This is a genomic window from Acuticoccus sediminis, from assembly GCF_003258595.1.
In the GTDB taxonomy this organism is placed as follows: domain Bacteria; phylum Pseudomonadota; class Alphaproteobacteria; order Rhizobiales; family Amorphaceae; genus Acuticoccus; species Acuticoccus sediminis.
In genome coordinates this window covers 744,124-761,241 of record NZ_QHHQ01000002.1, presented here as the reverse complement: position 1 = coordinate 761,241, position 17,118 = coordinate 744,124, and the positions used below count along the sequence as shown (strand labels likewise).

Below are 17,118 nucleotides of genomic sequence, written 5' to 3'. Positions count from 1 at the left end.
GCGCCCAGCCCCCAAAGCGCCGCTCCCTCCCACGACCTCGTGACCACGCGGCGCGTCGCGGGGTGGCCGCGGATGCTCCGCGGCGTCGTGCCGCCGGCGGTGGGCCCGCTGCGGCGCTGGTGCTGGCGTCCGCCGAGGCGGCGCCGGGCTCCGGCCGGATTGGCGCGTCAGGGGCGGATCGTGCCGGAGGAGGCCGCGCGATTCTTCAATGGCATACCACCACAACCGGGGAGAATAGGCCGGTTCTACTGCAATCTTTGCGACAAGACCGATCTATATCAAGGCATTCGGTCTGGAATTATTATGCAACTACTGGCAGTCTGGCGGGGTCGCAGGCGCTTCACAGAAGGCGTCTACGGTCGCGCCGCTCGCACCACCGGGGTCAGGAGTGGGGAGTTTTCATGCCGTCCGCCGAACCACGCACCACCGCGACGCCGCCGCGCAAGCCCGTCAGCCTGGCCCTTCAGGGCGGCGGCGCGCACGGGGCGCTGACCTGGGGCGTGCTCGACCGGCTTCTCGAGGACGGGCGGCTCGACATCGCCTCGATCAGCGGCACCAGCGCCGGGGCGATGAACGCCGTGGTGCTGGCCGACGGCTACCGGCGCGGCGGTCCTGACGGCGCCCGCGCGCACCTCACGGCGTTCTGGAAGGCGGTGAGCGAGGCGGCCTCGCTGTCGCCCATCCGGCGCAGCGTCCTCGACTGGGTCTGGGGCCGCTTCAGCCTCGACTATTCGCCGAGCTACCTCTTCTTCGAGAACCTCAGCCGGGTCTTCTCGCCCTACGAGCTCAACCCGTTCGGCATCAACCCGCTGCGCGACATCCTCGCCAACCTCGTCGACTTCGACAACGTGAACCGGTGCCCGGACCTTCGCGTCTACGTGACGGCGACGAACGTGCGGACCGGGCAACCGAAGATCTTTCGCCAGGGCGCCGTGACGGCCGACGCGGTGATGGCCTCGGCCTGCCTGCCGCAGATGTTCCCGGCCGTCGAGATCGACGGCGAGGCCTACTGGGACGGCGGCTTCGTCGGCAACCCGGCGCTCTACCCCCTCGTCGGCGACCCCAATGTGCCGGACATCATCGTCGTGCAGATCAACCCGATCGTCCGCCAGAAGGTGCCGAAGCGGGCGCGCGACATCATCAACCGCGTCAACGAGATCAGCTTCAACTCGAGCCTCATCAAGGAGTTGCGCATGCTGGCGCTGTTCCAGCAGGTGATGGCCGAGAACGAGATCCGACGCTACCACCAGACGCACCTGCATCTCATCCACGCCGACGCGGAGATCCAGGACCTCGCCGCCTCGAGCAAGCTCAACGCGGAATGGGCCTACCTGACCATGCTGTTCGAGCGCGGCCGCCAGTGGGCCGACGCGTGGCTGGCGGCGAACTACGACAAGATCGGCGTCGCCTCCACGCTGGACCTCGCCGCCACGCTGGGGGCGGCGGACCTCTTCGACATCCGCGCGGCCCTGCGCGAGCGCATCGACGGGCCGGCGCCTGCGGCGGGCGCCGCGCGCGGCGACGGCTCCCCTGACGACGCGGCATCACCGCAGCCGGCGGCCCGCGAGGACGAACCGGCCGCACCGTGACCCCCTGACGGCGGACGCCCGCCGCCGCTCCCATCGGCGCCCCGGCGCCCACACCATCCACAACAAGGACGACAAGAGTGACGAACGTAACACCCTCAGTGAGCAAGACGCTCGGCGGCACCGGCATCAGCTGGGGCTGGCTGCTGGCACTGGGCATCCTGATGACCGTGCTCGGCATCATCGGCCTCGGCATGGCCTACGGACTGACCCTGGCCGCCGTCTTCTGGTTCGGCATCCTGACCATCATCGGCGGTGTCGGCCAGCTGTTCGACGCCGTCCACCACAAGGGATGGCGCGGCATCCTCTGGCACGTCATCATCGGCATCGTGTACATCATCGCCGGCATCATGCTCGTCACCATGCCGGTCGCATCGGCCTTCTGGCTGACGCTGTTCCTCGCCATCATGCTGATCGTGGTCGGTGTCTCGCGCATCATCATGTCGTTCCAGATGCGCAGCCTCGGCGGCATCTGGCTCGGCGTGCTGATCTCCGGCATCATCTCCATCGTCCTCGGCATCCTGATCTACGGCACGGTCACGCCGCCGACGCCGGAGGCGCTCGCGACGCCCGAGGGCCAGCTCGAGTGGATGCGGTCCTGGGGCTGGGTGATCGGCCTGTTCGTCGCGATCGAGCTGATCATGGAGGGCCTCGCCCTCGTCACGGTCGCCTTCGCGGTGAAGGGCGCCAACGAGTCCAACACGCCGGCCGGCGGCACCCCCGCCGCCGCCTGAGCGGTCCGGCTCGACGACATCACTCCGGGGCGCCTTCGCCCCCCGGAGCCTTCCGCCGCGCCCCGCCCCCGGGGCGCGCGCGACGGCCCGGCATCGGGCGCGTCCCGGCCGCGGGCGCGAAATTGAGACGATCAATCTAGTTTGGGATGCTGAGGCAAGGACAGCCTCGGCGGCGGCGGTGTAGCGTCAGCGCAAAATTGCCGCCCCCGCCGGATGCCCACGGGCCGGCCGTCCATGACTCCAAGTATCGTCAAAGCACTCATGGGCGAAAATCGAGGAAATTGCCCATGAGCAACGCCGACGCAGCGCCGAGAAGCACGATGCAACGCCTGCTCGACGGGGTCGAGCGGGTCGGGAATATGGTCCCGCACCCGGTGGTGATCTTTCTCATATTGATCGCCGTCGTCATGGTGCTGTCGACGCTCCTGAGCCTGTTCGGCGTCGCCGTCACGCACGAGCGGATCAATCCGCAGACCGACACGGTCGAGACAACGACCACGGCCCTGCGCGGCCTTCTCAACATCGAAGGCATCCGATTCATCTATTCCTCACTCGTGCCGAACTTCATGAGCTTCACGGCGGTCGGCCTGATGATCTGCGCCATGATCGGCGCCGGCGTCGCCGAGGAATCGGGGCTCGTCACCGCGCTGATCCACAAGCTCGTCATCGTCTCGCCGCGGTGGGCGCTGACCTACATCCTCGCCTTCGTCGGCATCGTCGCCAGCGTCGCGGCGGATGCGGGCTACCTCGTCCTCATCCCGCTCGCCGGCGTCGCGTACCTCGCCGTCGACCGGCACCCGCTGGCGGGCCTCGCGCTCGGCTTCGCCGCTGTGGCCGGCGCGTTTACGGTCAACATGCTGATCAAGCCGCTCGACGCGGTGCTGGTCGAGTTCACCAACGACGCGGCCGCCCTCGTCAATCCGGACGCCACCATCGGCCTCGCCTCGAACATCTGGTTCTCGATCGTCTCGGTGCTCGTCCTCACCTGCATCATCGCGGTGATCACCGACCGGGTCGTCGGGCCGCGCCTAGGCACCTACGATCCGTCCGAGGCCTCGGAGGGCGCCACCACTGAACCCAAGACCATGCTGAGCGATGAGGAGACGCGCGGCCTCAAGTTCGCCGGCTACGGCCTTCTCGGCCTCGTCGCAGTGTTCCTGCTGCTGACCGTCCCGCCGGGGGCGCCGCTGCGCGACCCGACCACCGGCGACCTCATCGGCAATTCGCCGTTCATGAACGGGCTGATCGCCCTCATCATGCTGATCTTCCTCACCGCCGGCTGGTGCTACGGCATCGGTGCCGGCACGCTGCGGACACTGCCGGAGGTGATCGCCGCGATCGAGAAGTCGGTGAAGGGGCTCGGCGGAACGATCTTCCTGTTCTTCGTGCTGAGCCAGTTCGTCGCCTACTTCACCTACACCAACATGGGCACCGTCCTCGCGCTCGGCCTCTCCGGCGTCCTGCAGTCGGCCAACATCGGCGCGCTGCCGCTCCTCGTCGGCTTCATCGTCGTGGTGGCGATCATCGACCTGCTGCTGACCGGAGCCATCGCCAAGTGGGCGATCTTCGCGCCGGTGTTCGTGCCGCTGCTGATGAACCTCGGCGTCGAGCCGGAGGCTGTGCTCGCGGCCTACCGCGTCGGCGACTCGCCGATGAACGCCATCACCCCGCTCAACGCCTACTTCGCGCTGATGGTCGGGTTCGCGCAGAAGTACAACCGCAACGCCGGCGTCGGCACGGTCGTCTCGATGATGCTGCCGTACGTGGTGTGGATGTTCGTCCTCTGGACCGCCCTCTTCGCCGTCTGGAAGGCGCTGGGACTGCCGTGGGGCATCTGACGCCCCCCACAAGAACGGGCGCGAAGCGCCGAGACCACTTTCGGAGGAACACGACCCATGCGTGCTGAAGCATTCCCCGTCGACACGGCGTCGGCCGAAGACCGCCTGCTGCGCTATGTCGGTATCGAGGGCGTCACGGGCGAGGAAGCGGCGATCGCGGAGGCCATCGTGGCGGACCTCGAGGCCATCGGCGTCCCCGCCGACGCCATCCGCTACGACGACGCGAACAGCCGCATCCCGCTGCCGACCCAGACCGGCAACCTGATCGTCGACCTCCCCGGCACCAAGCCCGGCCCGCGCCTCCTGTTCTCGACCCACCTCGACACGGTGCCGCTGTGCGCCGGCGTGAAACCCTCACGTCAGGGCGACCGGATCGTCAGCGACGGCACCACGGCCCTCGGCGGCGACAACCGCACCGGCTGCGCGGTGCTGGTGACGCTGGTGGAGTCGCTGTTGAAGAACGACCTGCCGCACCCCCCGCTCACCCTCCTCTTCACCGTGCGGGAGGAGAGCGGGCTGCACGGGGCGCGCGAACTGAACGCCGCCGACCTCGGCGGCGCTGTGATGGGCTTCAACGTCGACGGCAAGCTCGCCTCCGAGCTGATCGTCGGCGCCGTCGGACAGGAGAACTGGGAGGCCGAGATCGTCGGCAAGGCCGCGCATGCCGGCGTCGCGCCGCACAAGGGGATTTCCGCGACCCTCGTCGGCGCGATCGCGCTCGCCGAGGCGGCGGAGGCCGGCTGGTTCGGCAAGGTGGTCAAGGACAACGGCCACGGCACCAGCAACATCGGCATCTTCGGTGGCAAGAACGGCAAGCCGGCCGGCGACGCCACCAACGTCGTCACCGACTACGCCTACCTGCGCGGGGAGGCGCGCGCGCCGGAAGCAGCCTTCGCGGCCGAGATCGCCGAGGGCTACGCGTCCGCCTTCGCGCGCGCCAGGGCGAAGGTGACGGACGACGCCGGCGAAACCGCCAGGGTCGACTTCTCCCACGTGACGGCCTACCCGCCGTTCAACCTCGGCGAGGACGGACCGGTCGTCGCCCACGCCAGGGCGGCGGTCGAGGCGCTCGGCATGACGCCGACCTGCCTGTTCTCGAACGGCGGCCTCGACGCGAACTGGCTCGTCAAGCACGGCGTCCCCGCCGTCACCATCGGCGCCGGCCAGTACGAGATCCACACGATCCACGAATACGTCGACCTGCCCGAATACGTGAAGGGCTGCCGCCTCGCCGTCGCCCTCGCGACGCTGGCCTGACCGGACCGGACCGGTCCGCAGCGGACGATGCCCGCGTAGGAGAGACACTTGAGCGATATCACCATGATCGCGGTCATCATCGCCGCGGCCGTCGTCCTGTTCGTGTGGAACCGCCTGCCCGTGGTCGTCGTCGCGATGGGCGTGGCCCTCGCGCTCTACGCCAGCGGGATCCTCTCACTGGATGCAGCGCTGTCCGGACTCGGCGACCCGGCGGTCATCTTCATCGCCTCGCTGTTCGTGGTGAGCGCGGGGCTGGAGGCGACGGGCGTCACCGCGTGGGCCGGCCAGCTCCTCATCGCCGGCGCGGGCGAGGAGAGCCGCACCCGCCTGCTGGTGCTCATCGCGCTACTCGTCGCCCTCCTCACCGCGCTCATCAGCGTCAACGGCGCCGTGGCGGCGCTGCTGCCGGTGGTGGTCGTCATGGCGGTGAAGCTGAAGCGCTCGCCGTCGCAGCTCCTGATGCCGCTGGTCTTCTCGGCGCACGCCGGCTCGATGCTCGCCCTCACCGGCACGCCGGTAAACGTGCTGGTCTCGAACGCCTCGATGGACGCCGGCACCGGTCCGTTCGGCTTCTTCGAGTTCGCGGTCGCCGGCATCCCTCTCCTCGCCGGGACGATCGCGATCATCGTCGTCTTCGGCCGGCAGCTCCTGCCGGAGCGCGGCGGCCCCTCGATCTCCGCCGACTTCAGCGCCCACGCCAAGACGCTGGTGGAACAGTACGGGCTCAGCAACGGCACCTTCCATATGCGCGTGCGGCCGAGCTCCCCGCTCGTCGGGCAGGCGCCGGGCAGCGTGACCGTCGACGATGCGACCGGGCTGAAGCTCGTCTCCCTCCAGCAAGGCGACCGCGGCGGCCCGTTCCAGCGCGGCGCCATCGCGGCGGGCGACTACCTCATCCTGCGTGGATCGTCCGAGGCGGCGGCCGCCTTCGCCGGCGACAACCAGCTCGCCTTCCGCGAGGAGAAGGCCGCCGAGGACCTGCGCGAGGCGCTGTTCAACCGCACCTCCGGTCTCGCCGAGGTCGTCATCCCGCCGCGCTCCGGCCTGATCGGCAGCACCGTCTTCCCCGGCATGGTCACCGAGAGCGGCGACCTCATCATCCTCGCGGTCCAGCGGCAGGGCGCCGACCTCGAGCCGGACGAAGTGGTGCTGGAGGCCGGCGACACGCTCCTGCTGCAGGGCACCTGGAAGGCGCTCGACGTCCACCTCAGCGACCCGGACGTCCTCGTCGTCAACTCGCCCGACCTTGTGCGCCGACAGGCGGTGCCGATGGGCGCGGGCGCGAAGATGTCGATCGCCATCCTGCTGGGCATGGTCCTGCTGCTGGCGACGGGGCTCGTGCCCGCCGCCGTGGCCGGGTTGCTGGCGGCCGGGGCCATGGTGCTCACCGGCATCCTGACGGTCGAGCAGTCCTACCGTGCGGTGAGCTGGACCACGGTGATCCTCGTCGGCGCGATGATGCCGCTGTCGACGGCGATGTACCAGACCGGCGCCGCCAACCTCCTCGCCGAATCACTGGTGGCCCTCATCGGCGACGCGGGACCCTACGCGCTGCTCGCCGGCCTCTTCATCATCACCTCGGTGATGGGCCAGCTCATCTCCAATACCGCGACGGCGCTGATCGTGATCCCGATCGGCGTCGCCGCGGCGCAGGGGATGGGCCTCTCCCCGCGCCCGGTGCTGATGAGCATCACGGTCGCCGCGGCGGGCGCCTTCCTGACGCCGATCGCGACACCCACCAACCTGATGGTCATGGCCCCGGGCGGGTACAAGTTTACCGATTATTGGAAACTTGGCTTGCCGCTGTTGACCTGGTTCTTCATCGTTTCGGTGTTCTTCGTGCCCATGATCTGGCGGTTCTGATCCCGCCTGAGTGGCTGGGAGTGATCTTTGCGGCTGTATGGTTCGGGTCGGCGTCTCCTTGGGGCACCAGTTGCCGGCGTCTGTGAGGCGCGGTCTCTCCTGCGCGGCGCCGTCGGCGCGCTGCTCGTCACCCTCGCGGGGTGTGCCGGGCTGCCGGAGGGCATGCTGATCGCGGTGCCGCCGTCACCCCCGGCCCAGGAGCTCGACCTTCTCGCCGCCACCATCCGCACCCCGTCCGAAACGCCGGGCGTCCTCTTTTCCGGCACCCGCGGGGACACGGTCGCCTACACCAACATCGTCGTCTCGATGCCGAAGGGGCGGCCCGTCGGCACCATCCCCTGGCCGCACCACGCGCCGGGCAATCCCGAGACCGACATCGTCGCGACCGAGGTCGAGCCGCTCGACGAGGCGTCCATGCGGACCTGGTTCCGCAGCCACGAGAACACCCGGCGCGTCTTCGTCTTCATCCACGGCTTCAACACGCGCTTCGACGTCGCCGTCTTCCGGATGGCCCAGCTCGTCGTGGACGCCAGGATCGACGCCGCGCCGGTGCTGTTCTCCTGGCCCTCGCGCGGCCGGCTGCTCGACTTCAAGCTCGACCACCAGAACGCCACCTACGCGCGGTCCGACCTCGCCAAGCTCCTGCGAACCGCCATCGACAGCCCCAACGTCGACGAGATCACGATCCTCGCCCACTCCATGGGAAGCTGGCTCGCGATGGAGGCGCTGCGCCAGCTCGCCCTGCAGGACGGCGCGGTCTCGCCGAAGATCGACAATCTCCTCCTCGCCTCGCCGGAGCTCGACATCGGCCTCTTCCGCCGGCAGCTCGAGGAGATGGGCCCGAACCGGCCGCACGTGACCCTCTTCGTGTCGCGCAATGACCAGGCGCTGCGCCTGTCGCGGGTCATCTCGGGCGGGATGACCCGGCTCGGCGCCATCGACCTCACCAACGAGGCCTACCGTTCCGAGATCGCCGGCATCGACGGCCTCACCATCGTCGACCTCACCGAGACGCGCGGCGCGGACTGGATCAACCACAACATCTATGCCGAGAGTCCCGACGTGGTGCGCCTGATCGGCCAGCGGCTGACGCAGGGTCAGGTCCTGACCGACGCGCAGGCATCCGCGTCGCTGCCGGAGGCCGCCGGGGACTTCCTCGGTGCCGTCATGGCGACGCCCATCGTCATCCTGGACAGCGCGACCCCGCCACGCTAGCCGCGCCGGGGGTCACGAATGATCCATTTGTGATCACACATTAGATTAATATTTTGATAAATGCTTGTTTTTTTTCGCCTATTGGGATACTGGAAGAAGATGAGTTCTCGTGAGTTCTGTGTCGAACGGAATTCGCCGGCAACCAAAGGGCTTAGCTCCCTGTAGAGGACGACGCCCTTACGTTGGGGTTGTTTGGCATTCCATGTCGCAATGCCATTTGTTCTTTCGCGTCTGAATTATTCGGAGCGAAGTCGTCGAGGTAAGCCGATGATGAGGCGTTCGTTGACTGACGCTGGCCCGAGCCAGCGCGCAGCACGCAGTCACTTCACGACTCGGCCCCTGCCTGCCGCCGACCAGTTCGATGCCTGGCGCGAATTCAACGCCGACATCATCGACCTCCTGCCGGCCGACGGACCCATCGCCTCGTTCGGGGTCGACCACCGGTCCTGGAACATGGGCGGCATCGTCTTGGAGCGGACCCAGCTACCCGGCACCGTCGAGCGTCTCTGGCGGCACCGTACCAGGTCCTACATCGACCACTGGTGCGTGGTGATGGCCCGGGGGACGGGCGAGGCGCTCATCTCCGCTCCGTCCAACCTCAGCATCCGCTCGCTGACCCAGCCGTTCGAGGGGCGGGGGCAGGACGAGGAGATCATCGTCCTCTACGTGCCGCGCGACCGGTTCGCCAAGAACCCGCCGTCGGCCGACCAGGACCCCACGATCCGCCTGTCGCCCGGCTGCCAGAGCATCCTCGCCGCCCACCTCGACAGCCTCGTCCACCAGATCGACAGCACCCCCAAGGAGGCCTGGCCGCCACTCGCCGAGGCCACGTGCGCGCTCGTCGCCGCCTGCCTGCTGCAGACGCCGGACCAGATGGCGGAGGCGGAACGACCGATCTTCTCGGCCCTCCGGGAGCGCGCACGGCGGATCGTCAACGCCAACATGGCCTCGCCCGACTTCGGCCCGGACACGCTCGCCCGCCTCCTCTTCGTGTCCCGCTCCAAGCTCTACCGCCTGTTCGAGCCGCACGGCGGCGTCGCGCGCTTCATCCAGCACGAGCGTCTGGCCGAAGCTCACCGCCGGCTGACCGACGAGACGGCGCCGAACTCCATCAACGACCTCTCCGCCGACGTCGGCTTCCGAGACCACTCCGCCTTCAGCCGCGCCTTCCGGACCGAATTCGGCTGCAGCCCGCGCGAGGCGCGCGACCAGGCCCGCGCGGTCCGCCTCGTCAGCACGGAGGTGCAGCCCTGCGACGGCGCATGGACCGCCCGCCATGACGAGGCGCCCCGGACGCGGTGCACCATTCGCGGCGCGAACTGGAGAGACCGGAGCTGAGCCAGTCCGCGACCGTTCCGGCACACTCCGCGGAGGTGCCGGCCTGGCGCCTCTCGTTCCTCTACGCGGCGCTGTTCTTCGAGCTCGGCATCAACCTGCCCTTCTTCCCGGTCTGGCTTCGGTCTCACGCGCTGAGCGACGCGGCGATCGGCATCATCGTCGCCGCTCCGTTCTACCTCCGGCTCGTCGCCAACCCGCTGGTCGCGGCGCTGGCGGACCGGCGCGGCCGGCTGGGCGAGGCGGTCGCCGTCTGCGCCGTGGTCGTGGCCCTCGCCTCGACCCTGCTGCCGGTGGCGGACGGGTTCACCTCGATCCTCGTCGTCGTCGTCGCCATCGCCTTCGCTCAGGGACCGCTGATCGCGCTCACCGACGCACTGACGCTCGCCAATCTCGCGAGTGTCTCGGGCCGGCTCCACCGCTACGGCGGGATCCGGCTGTGGGGCTCGATCGCCTTCGCCCTCGCCAACATCGGCGCGGGGGTGCTCCTGGTGTGGCTGCCCGACAGCGCCATCGCCCTGTTCCTGATCGGCGCGGCGGTCGTCGTCGCAGCGGCGGCGATCGCAGTGGCGCACGTCTCCCGGCAGGCAGCGCCGACCGTCCGCGCTACCGCCCCGGCCCCGATCGAGAGGGCGGCGCTGGTGCGGATCCTCTTGATTGTGGCGGGCGCGGCCCTGATCCAGGCGAGCCACGGCCTCGTCTATACGTTCAGCACCCTGCACTGGCAGGAGAAGGGCCTTTCGAGCGCCGCGATCGGCACACTCTGGGCGCTCGGCGTCGTCGCGGAGGTGGGGTTCTTCGCCCTCCTCCACCGCCTCCTCTCGGCAGGGATCGGGGCCGGCACGCTGCTCGCCGTCGGCGGCGCTTCGGCCGCGCTCCGCTGGCTCGGCATGGCGGCGGACCCCGCGAACGTCGTCCTCGTACCGCTGCAGGCCCTGCATGCGCTGTCGTTCGGAGCCACCCACGCCGGGAGCGTCCTGCTGCTCGCCCAGCTCGCGCCGTCGGACAAGCGGGCCCAGGTCCAAGGCTGGCTTGCCGCCGCATGGGCAGGCCTCATGGCCGCGTTCATCTCGTTGTCCGGCACGGTTATGCCCCTCTGGGGGCAGGGCACCTACATCGTCATGGCCGCCGCGGCCGGCGTCGGCCTCGCGCTCGTCATCGCGGTTCTCGCCGCCACGCCCCGGCGGCGATGAGACCTCGATTTGCTGCATTGCGGGATGAAATTGGGACACTGTGTATAGACCTGAGATCCAGTGCTCATCACCCTCCCCCAAGCGGCTGATACCTTGAGATGAATTGAGGTCGTGAGGGTTGGCTCCGCGCCGGTCCCGCATGCCCTTGGTCGGCCGTCGTCCCGCCCTCGGTCCAGCCGGTCGCGTGGCGATGCAGCAATCATCGAGTTGGCCCTCCCGACGAGGGCCGTGCGCGGCCGCTGGCTGCACTGGGGCGTGCAATGGCGAAAGCGAAACCGAAAGGCCCGGCGGCCACCATGGCCCCGCCGAAGGCGCAGGACCGGCGCAGCGCCGCGATCCTCGGTCTGGTTCTTATTCTGGTCGGCGGTCTCGCCCTGCTGCTGCCCGTCCAGGCGAGCATCGCCGCCAGCACCGGGCTCGGCGCCCTCTTCGTCGTCGCCGGCGTCGCGACGATGATCCACGCGGCGCGCGAAAAAGGAATGACCAGCTTCAACCTGCACATGCTGGCGGGCGCCGCGGAAGTCGTCGGCGGCATCCTCATCTGGCTGAGCCCGCTGAAGGGCGCGGCCGCCATCGCCCTCCTGATCGTCATCGTCCTCGCCGTGCAGGGCGGCTCGCACATCCTGATGTCGGTGAAGCTGAGCGAGACCAGCGGACGCGCCGGTCTCTTCCTCTCCGGCCTCGCCTCGCTGCTGATCGCCGTCTTCCTCGTGTCGCGCTTCCCCTACAGCAGCGTGACCGAGCCGGGGGCCATGGCCGGCGTGGCACTGGTCGCGGCGGGAATAGGCCACGTTATTCTCGCGGCGGGCAGACGGCGCGCCGCACCGAGGCCGGCCCGATGATCCATCCGCTTCGGCGCTCCGGCGCCGTTTTTGCCTGTATCGCCGTCCTCGCCCTCGCCGCCTGCAACACCGAGGAGGAGGAGACGGCGGCGCCGGTCGTCCGTCCCGTGCGCACCATCACCGTGACGGGCCTCGCCGAAGCGGACGGCCCGACCTTCTCGGGACGGGTCGAGGCGGCCGATCAGGTCAGCGTCGCCTTCCGCATCGCCGGCCGCCTGGCCGAGCGCTTCGTCGACGTCGGGACCGAGCTTCAGGCCGGCGACCCGATCGCCCGGCTGGAGCCGCAGAACGAGCGCAACGCGGTGCGCTCCGCCGAGGCCGCGCTGGTCGGCGCCGAGGCGGCGTTCGTGCGTGCCGACAACGCGGCGACGCGCCACCGCGAGCTCCTCGCCCGCGGGGTCACCGCTCAGGCCTACTTCGAGAGCGTCGACCAGTCCCGCACCGCCGCCCAGGCGCAGGTGGAGGCGGCCCGCGCGCAACTCGCCATCGCCAAGGACCTGCTCGGCTTCACCGAGCTCGACGCGGACGCGAAAGGCGTCGTCACCGCCGTCGGCGCCGAGCCGGGCGAGGTGGTCGCCGCCGGGCAGATGATCGCGCGGCTGGCGCGCGAGGGCGGGCGCGACGGCGTCTTCGACGTCCCCGCGCAGAGCGTCTCCGCCCTCGGTCCGGACGTCGCGGTGCGCGTCAGCCTCACCGGCAACCCTTCCGTGTTCGCGGTGGGCCGAGTGCGCGAGGTCTCGCCCCAGGCCGACCCGGTGACGCGCACGTTCCGCGTGCGCGTCGGCCTCACCGACCCACCGGCCGGGCTTCGCCTCGGCACGGGCGTCACCGGATCGGTGATCCTGGAGGCTGCGGCCGGCTTTGCCATCCCGGTCACCGCGCTCAAGGGCGAGGGCGAGGCGGCCGCCGTCTGGATCGTCGACACCAGGGCCGGCACCGTGTCGCTGCGGCCGGTCGAGGTGGCGACGCGCGGGGCCGGCACCGCCCGCATCGCCAGCGGCCTCGAGGAGGGCGACGTCGTCGTGACCGCCGGCGTCAACGTCCTCACCGAGGGCCAGCACGTCCGCCTCCCCGGAGCCGAATCCTGATGCGCTTCAACCTGTCATCCTGGGCGCTCGCCAACCGTTCGGTGGTCGTCTTCCTGATGCTCCTGGTGGTGGTCGCGGGCATCGGCTCCTACATGCGCCTCGGCCGCGCCGAGGATCCGGCCTTCGTCATCAAGACCATGGTCGTCTCCGCCGCATGGCCCGGCGCCACCATGGACGAGACGCTGAAGCAGGTGACCGAGCGCCTCGAGCGCCAGCTCGAGGAGACGCCTCACCTAGACTTCCTCCGTTCGTTCACCCGCCCGGGGCAGACGACCGTCTTCGTGAACCTCACCGGCGACACCACCGCCGCCCAGACGCACGACACCTGGTACCAGGTCCGCAACCTCATCGAGGACATCCGCCTGACGCTCCCGCAGGGCGTCATCGGGCCGGTCTTCAACGACCGCTTCGGCGACACCTTCGGCATCATCTACGGCTTCACCTCGGACGGCTTCACGCACCGCGAGCTGCGCGACACCGTCGAGACCGTCCGCTCCCGCCTCCTCCAGGTGCCGGACGTCGCCAAGATCGAGATCATCGGCGCGCAGGACGAGCGCATCTTCATCGAGTTCTCGGTCGAGGAGCTCGCCAACCTCGGCATCGACCGCACCCGCCTCCTCCAGGCGCTGCAGGCCCAGAACGCGGTCAGCCCGTCCGGTGTCATGCGCACGGACGACGAGGTGATCAGCCTGCGCGCGTCCGGCGCGTTCGCCTCCGAGCAGGACCTCCTCGACGTCAACTTCGCCGTCGGCGACCGGATGCTGCGGCTGGGGGACATCGCGACGGTCACGCGCGGCTACGCCGACCCGCCGCAGCCGCTCTTCCGCGTCAACGGCAGGCCGGCGATCGGCCTCGGCATCGCCATGCGCGAGGGCGGCGACATCCTCGCCCTCGGCGAAACCATCGACGCGACGATGGCCGAGCTGACGGCCGACATCCCCTACGGCATCGAGACCGTCCTCGTCGCCGACCAGGCCGTCACCGTGAAGGACGCCATCGCCGAGTTCATGAGCTCGCTGTGGCAGGCGGTGGCGATCATCCTCGTCATCTCCTTCATCAGCCTCGGCGTGCGACCCGGGCTCGTGGTGGCGCTGTCGATCCCGCTCACCATGGCGGTGGTCTTCGCGATCATGGAGATCGTCGGCATCGACATGCAGCGCATCTCGCTCGGGGCCCTCATCATCGCGCTCGCGCTCCTCGTGGACGACGCGATGACGACGACGGACGCGACGATGACGCGCCTTGCCGCCGGCGATCCGCCGGAGAAGGCCGCGACCTACGCGTTCAGCCAGTTCGCCGTGGCGATGCTCGCGGGAACGCTCGTCACCATCGCCGGGTTCGTTCCAGTCGGCTTCGCGGCGAGTTCGGCGGGCGAGTACACCTTCTCCCTCTTCGCCGTCGTCAGCATCGCCCTTCTGGTATCGTGGTTCGTGGCGCTCGTCTTCGCGCCCGTCGTCGGTGTCTGGGTGCTGCGGCCGCCGAAGTCGGGCACGGCTGCCGGACCCGGCCGGATCGCGCGGATGCACCGGGGGCTCCTGAAGGTCGCCTTCAAGATGAAGTGGCTCACGATCGCGCTGACGATCGGCCTGTTTGTCCTGTCGATCCTCGCCCTCCCGCTGGTGCCGCGGCAGTTCTTCCCGGCGTCGGACCGGCCGGAGCTGCTCGTCGACATGGAGCTGCCGCAGAACGCCTCGATCTACGCCAGCGAGTCGGTCGTGCGCCGTTTCGACGAGGCGCTGAAGGACGACCCGGACGTCGAGCGCTGGAGCACCTACGTCGGGCGCGGCGCGATCCGCTTCTATCTGCCGCTCGACGCGCGCCTGCCGAACGACTTCTTCAACCAGGCCGTCATCGTCGCGAAGAACGTCGACGCCCGCGAGCGGCTGCAGTCGCGGCTCGAAACGATGTTCGCCGAGGAGTTCCCCGAGCTCGTCACCCGCGTCTACCCGCTGGAGCTGGGGCCGCCCGTCGGCTGGCCGATCCAGTACCGCGTCTCCGGTCCCGACCTCGACACCGTCCGCGACATCGCCTTCGAGGTGGCCCAGGCGATGGCCGCCGACCCGCGCACCCGGATGGTCAACTTCGACTGGATCGAGCCGGCCCGGGAGCTCGGGATCGAGATCAACCAGGACGAGGTCCGCCGTGTCGGCCTGTCGTCCCAGGCGATCGCCGCCGCGTTGCGCGCGGTCGTGTCGGGCACCGTCGTCACCCAGGTGCGCGACGACATCTACCTCGTCGACGTGGTCGCCCGCGCCCAGGACGCGCAGCGCGTCTCGCTGACGACGCTCGAGGCGATGCAGATCGCCCTGCCCAACGGGCGCACCGCCCCGCTGAAGCAGTTCGTCACCTTCAGCTACAACCAGGACTATCCGCTGGTGTGGCGCCGCGACCGCGTACCAACGCTGACGGTGCAGGCCGAGATCGACCCGGACTACCTGCCCGAGACGCTCGTCGCCGCCCTCGAGCCCCGCATCGACGCCGTGCGCGCCACGCTTCCGAAGGGCTACACGCTGGCGACCGGCGGCACCGTCGAGGAGAGCGCCAAGTCGCAGGCCTCGGTGATCGCCGTGATCCCGGTGATGATCCTCATCACGCTCGCGGTGCTGATGTTCCAGCTCAAGAGCTTCCAGCGGCTCATCCTTGTCCTGTCGATCGCCCCGCTCGGGCTCATCGGCGTGGTCGGCGCGCTGCTCCTGTCGGGCATGCCGCTGGGTTTCGTGGCGCTGCTCGGCGTCCTCGCCCTCTTCGGCATCATCACCAAGAACGCCGTCATCCTGATCGGCCAGATCGAGTCCGAGCGGGAGAGCGGCAAGAGCGTGGTCGACGCCGTGATCGACGCCTCCAGCATGCGGTTCCGGCCGATCATGCTGACGGCCGTGTCGACCGTGCTCGGCATGCTCCCGATCGCGCCGACGGTGTTCTGGGGACCGATGGCGCTCGCCATCATGGGCGGCCTGCTGGTCGCGACCGTGCTGACGCTCATCTTCCTGCCGACGCTCTACGTGACGTGGTTCGGCGGCGTCGTCCGCCGGGAGCGCGAGAACCCGCCCATCCCCCGCGGCACCTCGGAGGTCGCGCCATGACCGGGCTCCTTCTGCGCCTCGCGGTGATCGGCATTGCCGCCCTCGGCCTCGCCGCCTGCATGGACGAGACGGAGCGCGAGGCGGGGCCCGGCCGCATCGTGCGCGTCGAGACCGTGACCGCGAGCGATCTCGGCGACGTCGCCACCATCACCGGCGACATCCAGGCCGAGCAGGAGGTGGCGCGCGCCTTCCGCATCGCCGGACGGCTCACGGACCGGCCCGTCAATGTCGGCGATGCCGTGGAGGCGGGCGATCTCATCGCGCGCCTCGACCCGCAGCAGGAGGAGGCCGGGCTCAGCGCGGCCATCGCCGCCGTCGTCGCCGCGCAGGGCGAGGTCGCTACGGCCCAGAACGTCTACGACCGCCATGCCGAGCTGTTGCGGCGCGGCTTCACAACGCGGGCGCGCTACGACGAGACGCTCAAGGTCCTGCGCCTCGCCGAGGCGGGCCTGCGCGACGCCGAGGCGCAGCGCGAGGTCGCCGAGGACCGGCTCGCCTTCACCGAGATCGTCGCCGACACGGACGGCGTCGTCACCGCGCGCGGGGCCGAGCCGGGCGAGGTCGTCGCGGCCGGCCAGATGGTCGTGCGCATCGCCCGTGACGATGGCCGCGACGCGGTGTTCGACGTCCCGGCCCGCCTGGTTCACGCCCTCGCCCAGGCCGACACCCTCAACGTGCGCCTCGCGGACGACCGGAACGTGACCGCGACCGGGCGCGTGCGCGTCATCGCGCCGGAGGCGGACCCGACGACCGGCACCTTCGAGGTGCGCGTCGGCCTCGACCATCCGCCGGCGTCAATGCTCCTCGGCGGGTCGGTGGTCGGCGAGATCGAGCTGCAATCGGCCGTCGTCGTGTCGATCCCGGCGAGCGCGCTCACCCGTGGGCACGGGCTGCCGGCGGTGTGGACGGTCGAGCCGGAGACGTCCACCGCGGCCCTGCGGCCGATCGAGATCCTGAGCTTCGCCCCCAGCAGCGTCATCGTCGCGAGCGGCCTCAATCCCAGCGACGTGATCGTGACGGCAGGCACGCAGGCGCTGCATCCGGGCCAGCGGCTCGTCCCGCTGCCGCCGAACACGAACTGAGG

At 69.8% G+C, this 17,118-nt stretch carries 12 protein-coding genes; all 12 read left to right on the top strand.

The features are described 5' to 3' along the window. Positions 1-401 precede the first annotated feature (401 nt). Positions 402-1,589: a patatin-like phospholipase family protein gene (locus tag DLJ53_RS11415; protein WP_111345241.1), complete on the top strand. Its 1,188-nt coding sequence runs from the start codon at positions 402-404 to the stop codon at positions 1,587-1,589. Between the two features lie 77 nt (positions 1,590-1,666). Then, positions 1,667-2,320 (top strand): HdeD family acid-resistance protein, encoded by a 654-nt coding sequence (locus DLJ53_RS11410; protein ID WP_202913106.1) that lies wholly within the window; start codon positions 1,667-1,669, stop codon positions 2,318-2,320. Between the two features lie 287 nt (positions 2,321-2,607). Next, positions 2,608-4,158: an AbgT family transporter gene (locus tag DLJ53_RS11405; protein ID WP_111345239.1), complete on the top strand. Its 1,551-nt coding sequence runs from the start codon at positions 2,608-2,610 to the stop codon at positions 4,156-4,158. Positions 4,159-4,215: 57 nt separating this feature from the next. Then, positions 4,216-5,415 (top strand): M20/M25/M40 family metallo-hydrolase, encoded by a 1,200-nt coding sequence (locus DLJ53_RS11400; RefSeq protein ID WP_111345238.1) that lies wholly within the window; start codon positions 4,216-4,218, stop codon positions 5,413-5,415. Between the two features lie 48 nt (positions 5,416-5,463). Then, the gene (locus DLJ53_RS11395; protein WP_202913105.1) at positions 5,464-7,278 is read left to right on the top strand and encodes an SLC13 family permease; all 1,815 of its coding nucleotides are present in this window, start codon (positions 5,464-5,466) and stop codon (positions 7,276-7,278) included. Positions 7,279-7,440: 162 nt separating this feature from the next. Next, a complete protein-coding gene (locus DLJ53_RS11390) occupies positions 7,441-8,493 on the top strand; it encodes an alpha/beta hydrolase (protein ID WP_111345236.1) in 1,053 nt (350 codons plus the stop codon). 282 nt (positions 8,494-8,775) lie between these two features. Then, a complete protein-coding gene (locus tag DLJ53_RS11385) occupies positions 8,776-9,831 on the top strand; it encodes a helix-turn-helix domain-containing protein (RefSeq protein ID WP_111345234.1) in 1,056 nt (351 codons plus the stop codon). Then, positions 9,792-11,021: an MFS transporter gene (locus tag DLJ53_RS11380; protein WP_111345233.1), complete on the top strand. Its 1,230-nt coding sequence runs from the start codon at positions 9,792-9,794 to the stop codon at positions 11,019-11,021. The genes DLJ53_RS11385 and DLJ53_RS11380 overlap by 40 nt, the downstream gene beginning before the upstream one ends. Before the next feature lie 260 nt (positions 11,022-11,281). Beyond that, positions 11,282-11,863: an HdeD family acid-resistance protein gene (locus tag DLJ53_RS11375; RefSeq protein WP_111345231.1), complete on the top strand. Its 582-nt coding sequence runs from the start codon at positions 11,282-11,284 to the stop codon at positions 11,861-11,863. Continuing rightward, the gene (locus tag DLJ53_RS11370) at positions 11,860-12,951 is read left to right on the top strand and encodes an efflux RND transporter periplasmic adaptor subunit (protein WP_111345229.1); all 1,092 of its coding nucleotides are present in this window, start codon (positions 11,860-11,862) and stop codon (positions 12,949-12,951) included. Before DLJ53_RS11375 ends, DLJ53_RS11370 begins: the two co-directional genes overlap by 4 nt. After that, entirely contained in the window at positions 12,951-16,034 is a 3,084-nt protein-coding gene (locus DLJ53_RS11365; protein WP_111345228.1) for an efflux RND transporter permease subunit, read from the top strand. The genes DLJ53_RS11370 and DLJ53_RS11365 overlap by 1 nt, the downstream gene beginning before the upstream one ends. Then, complete coding sequence (locus DLJ53_RS11360; protein ID WP_111345226.1) at positions 16,031-17,116, top strand: efflux RND transporter periplasmic adaptor subunit; 1,086 nt, start codon at positions 16,031-16,033, stop codon at positions 17,114-17,116. The genes DLJ53_RS11365 and DLJ53_RS11360 overlap by 4 nt, the downstream gene beginning before the upstream one ends. Positions 17,117-17,118 lie beyond the last annotated feature (2 nt).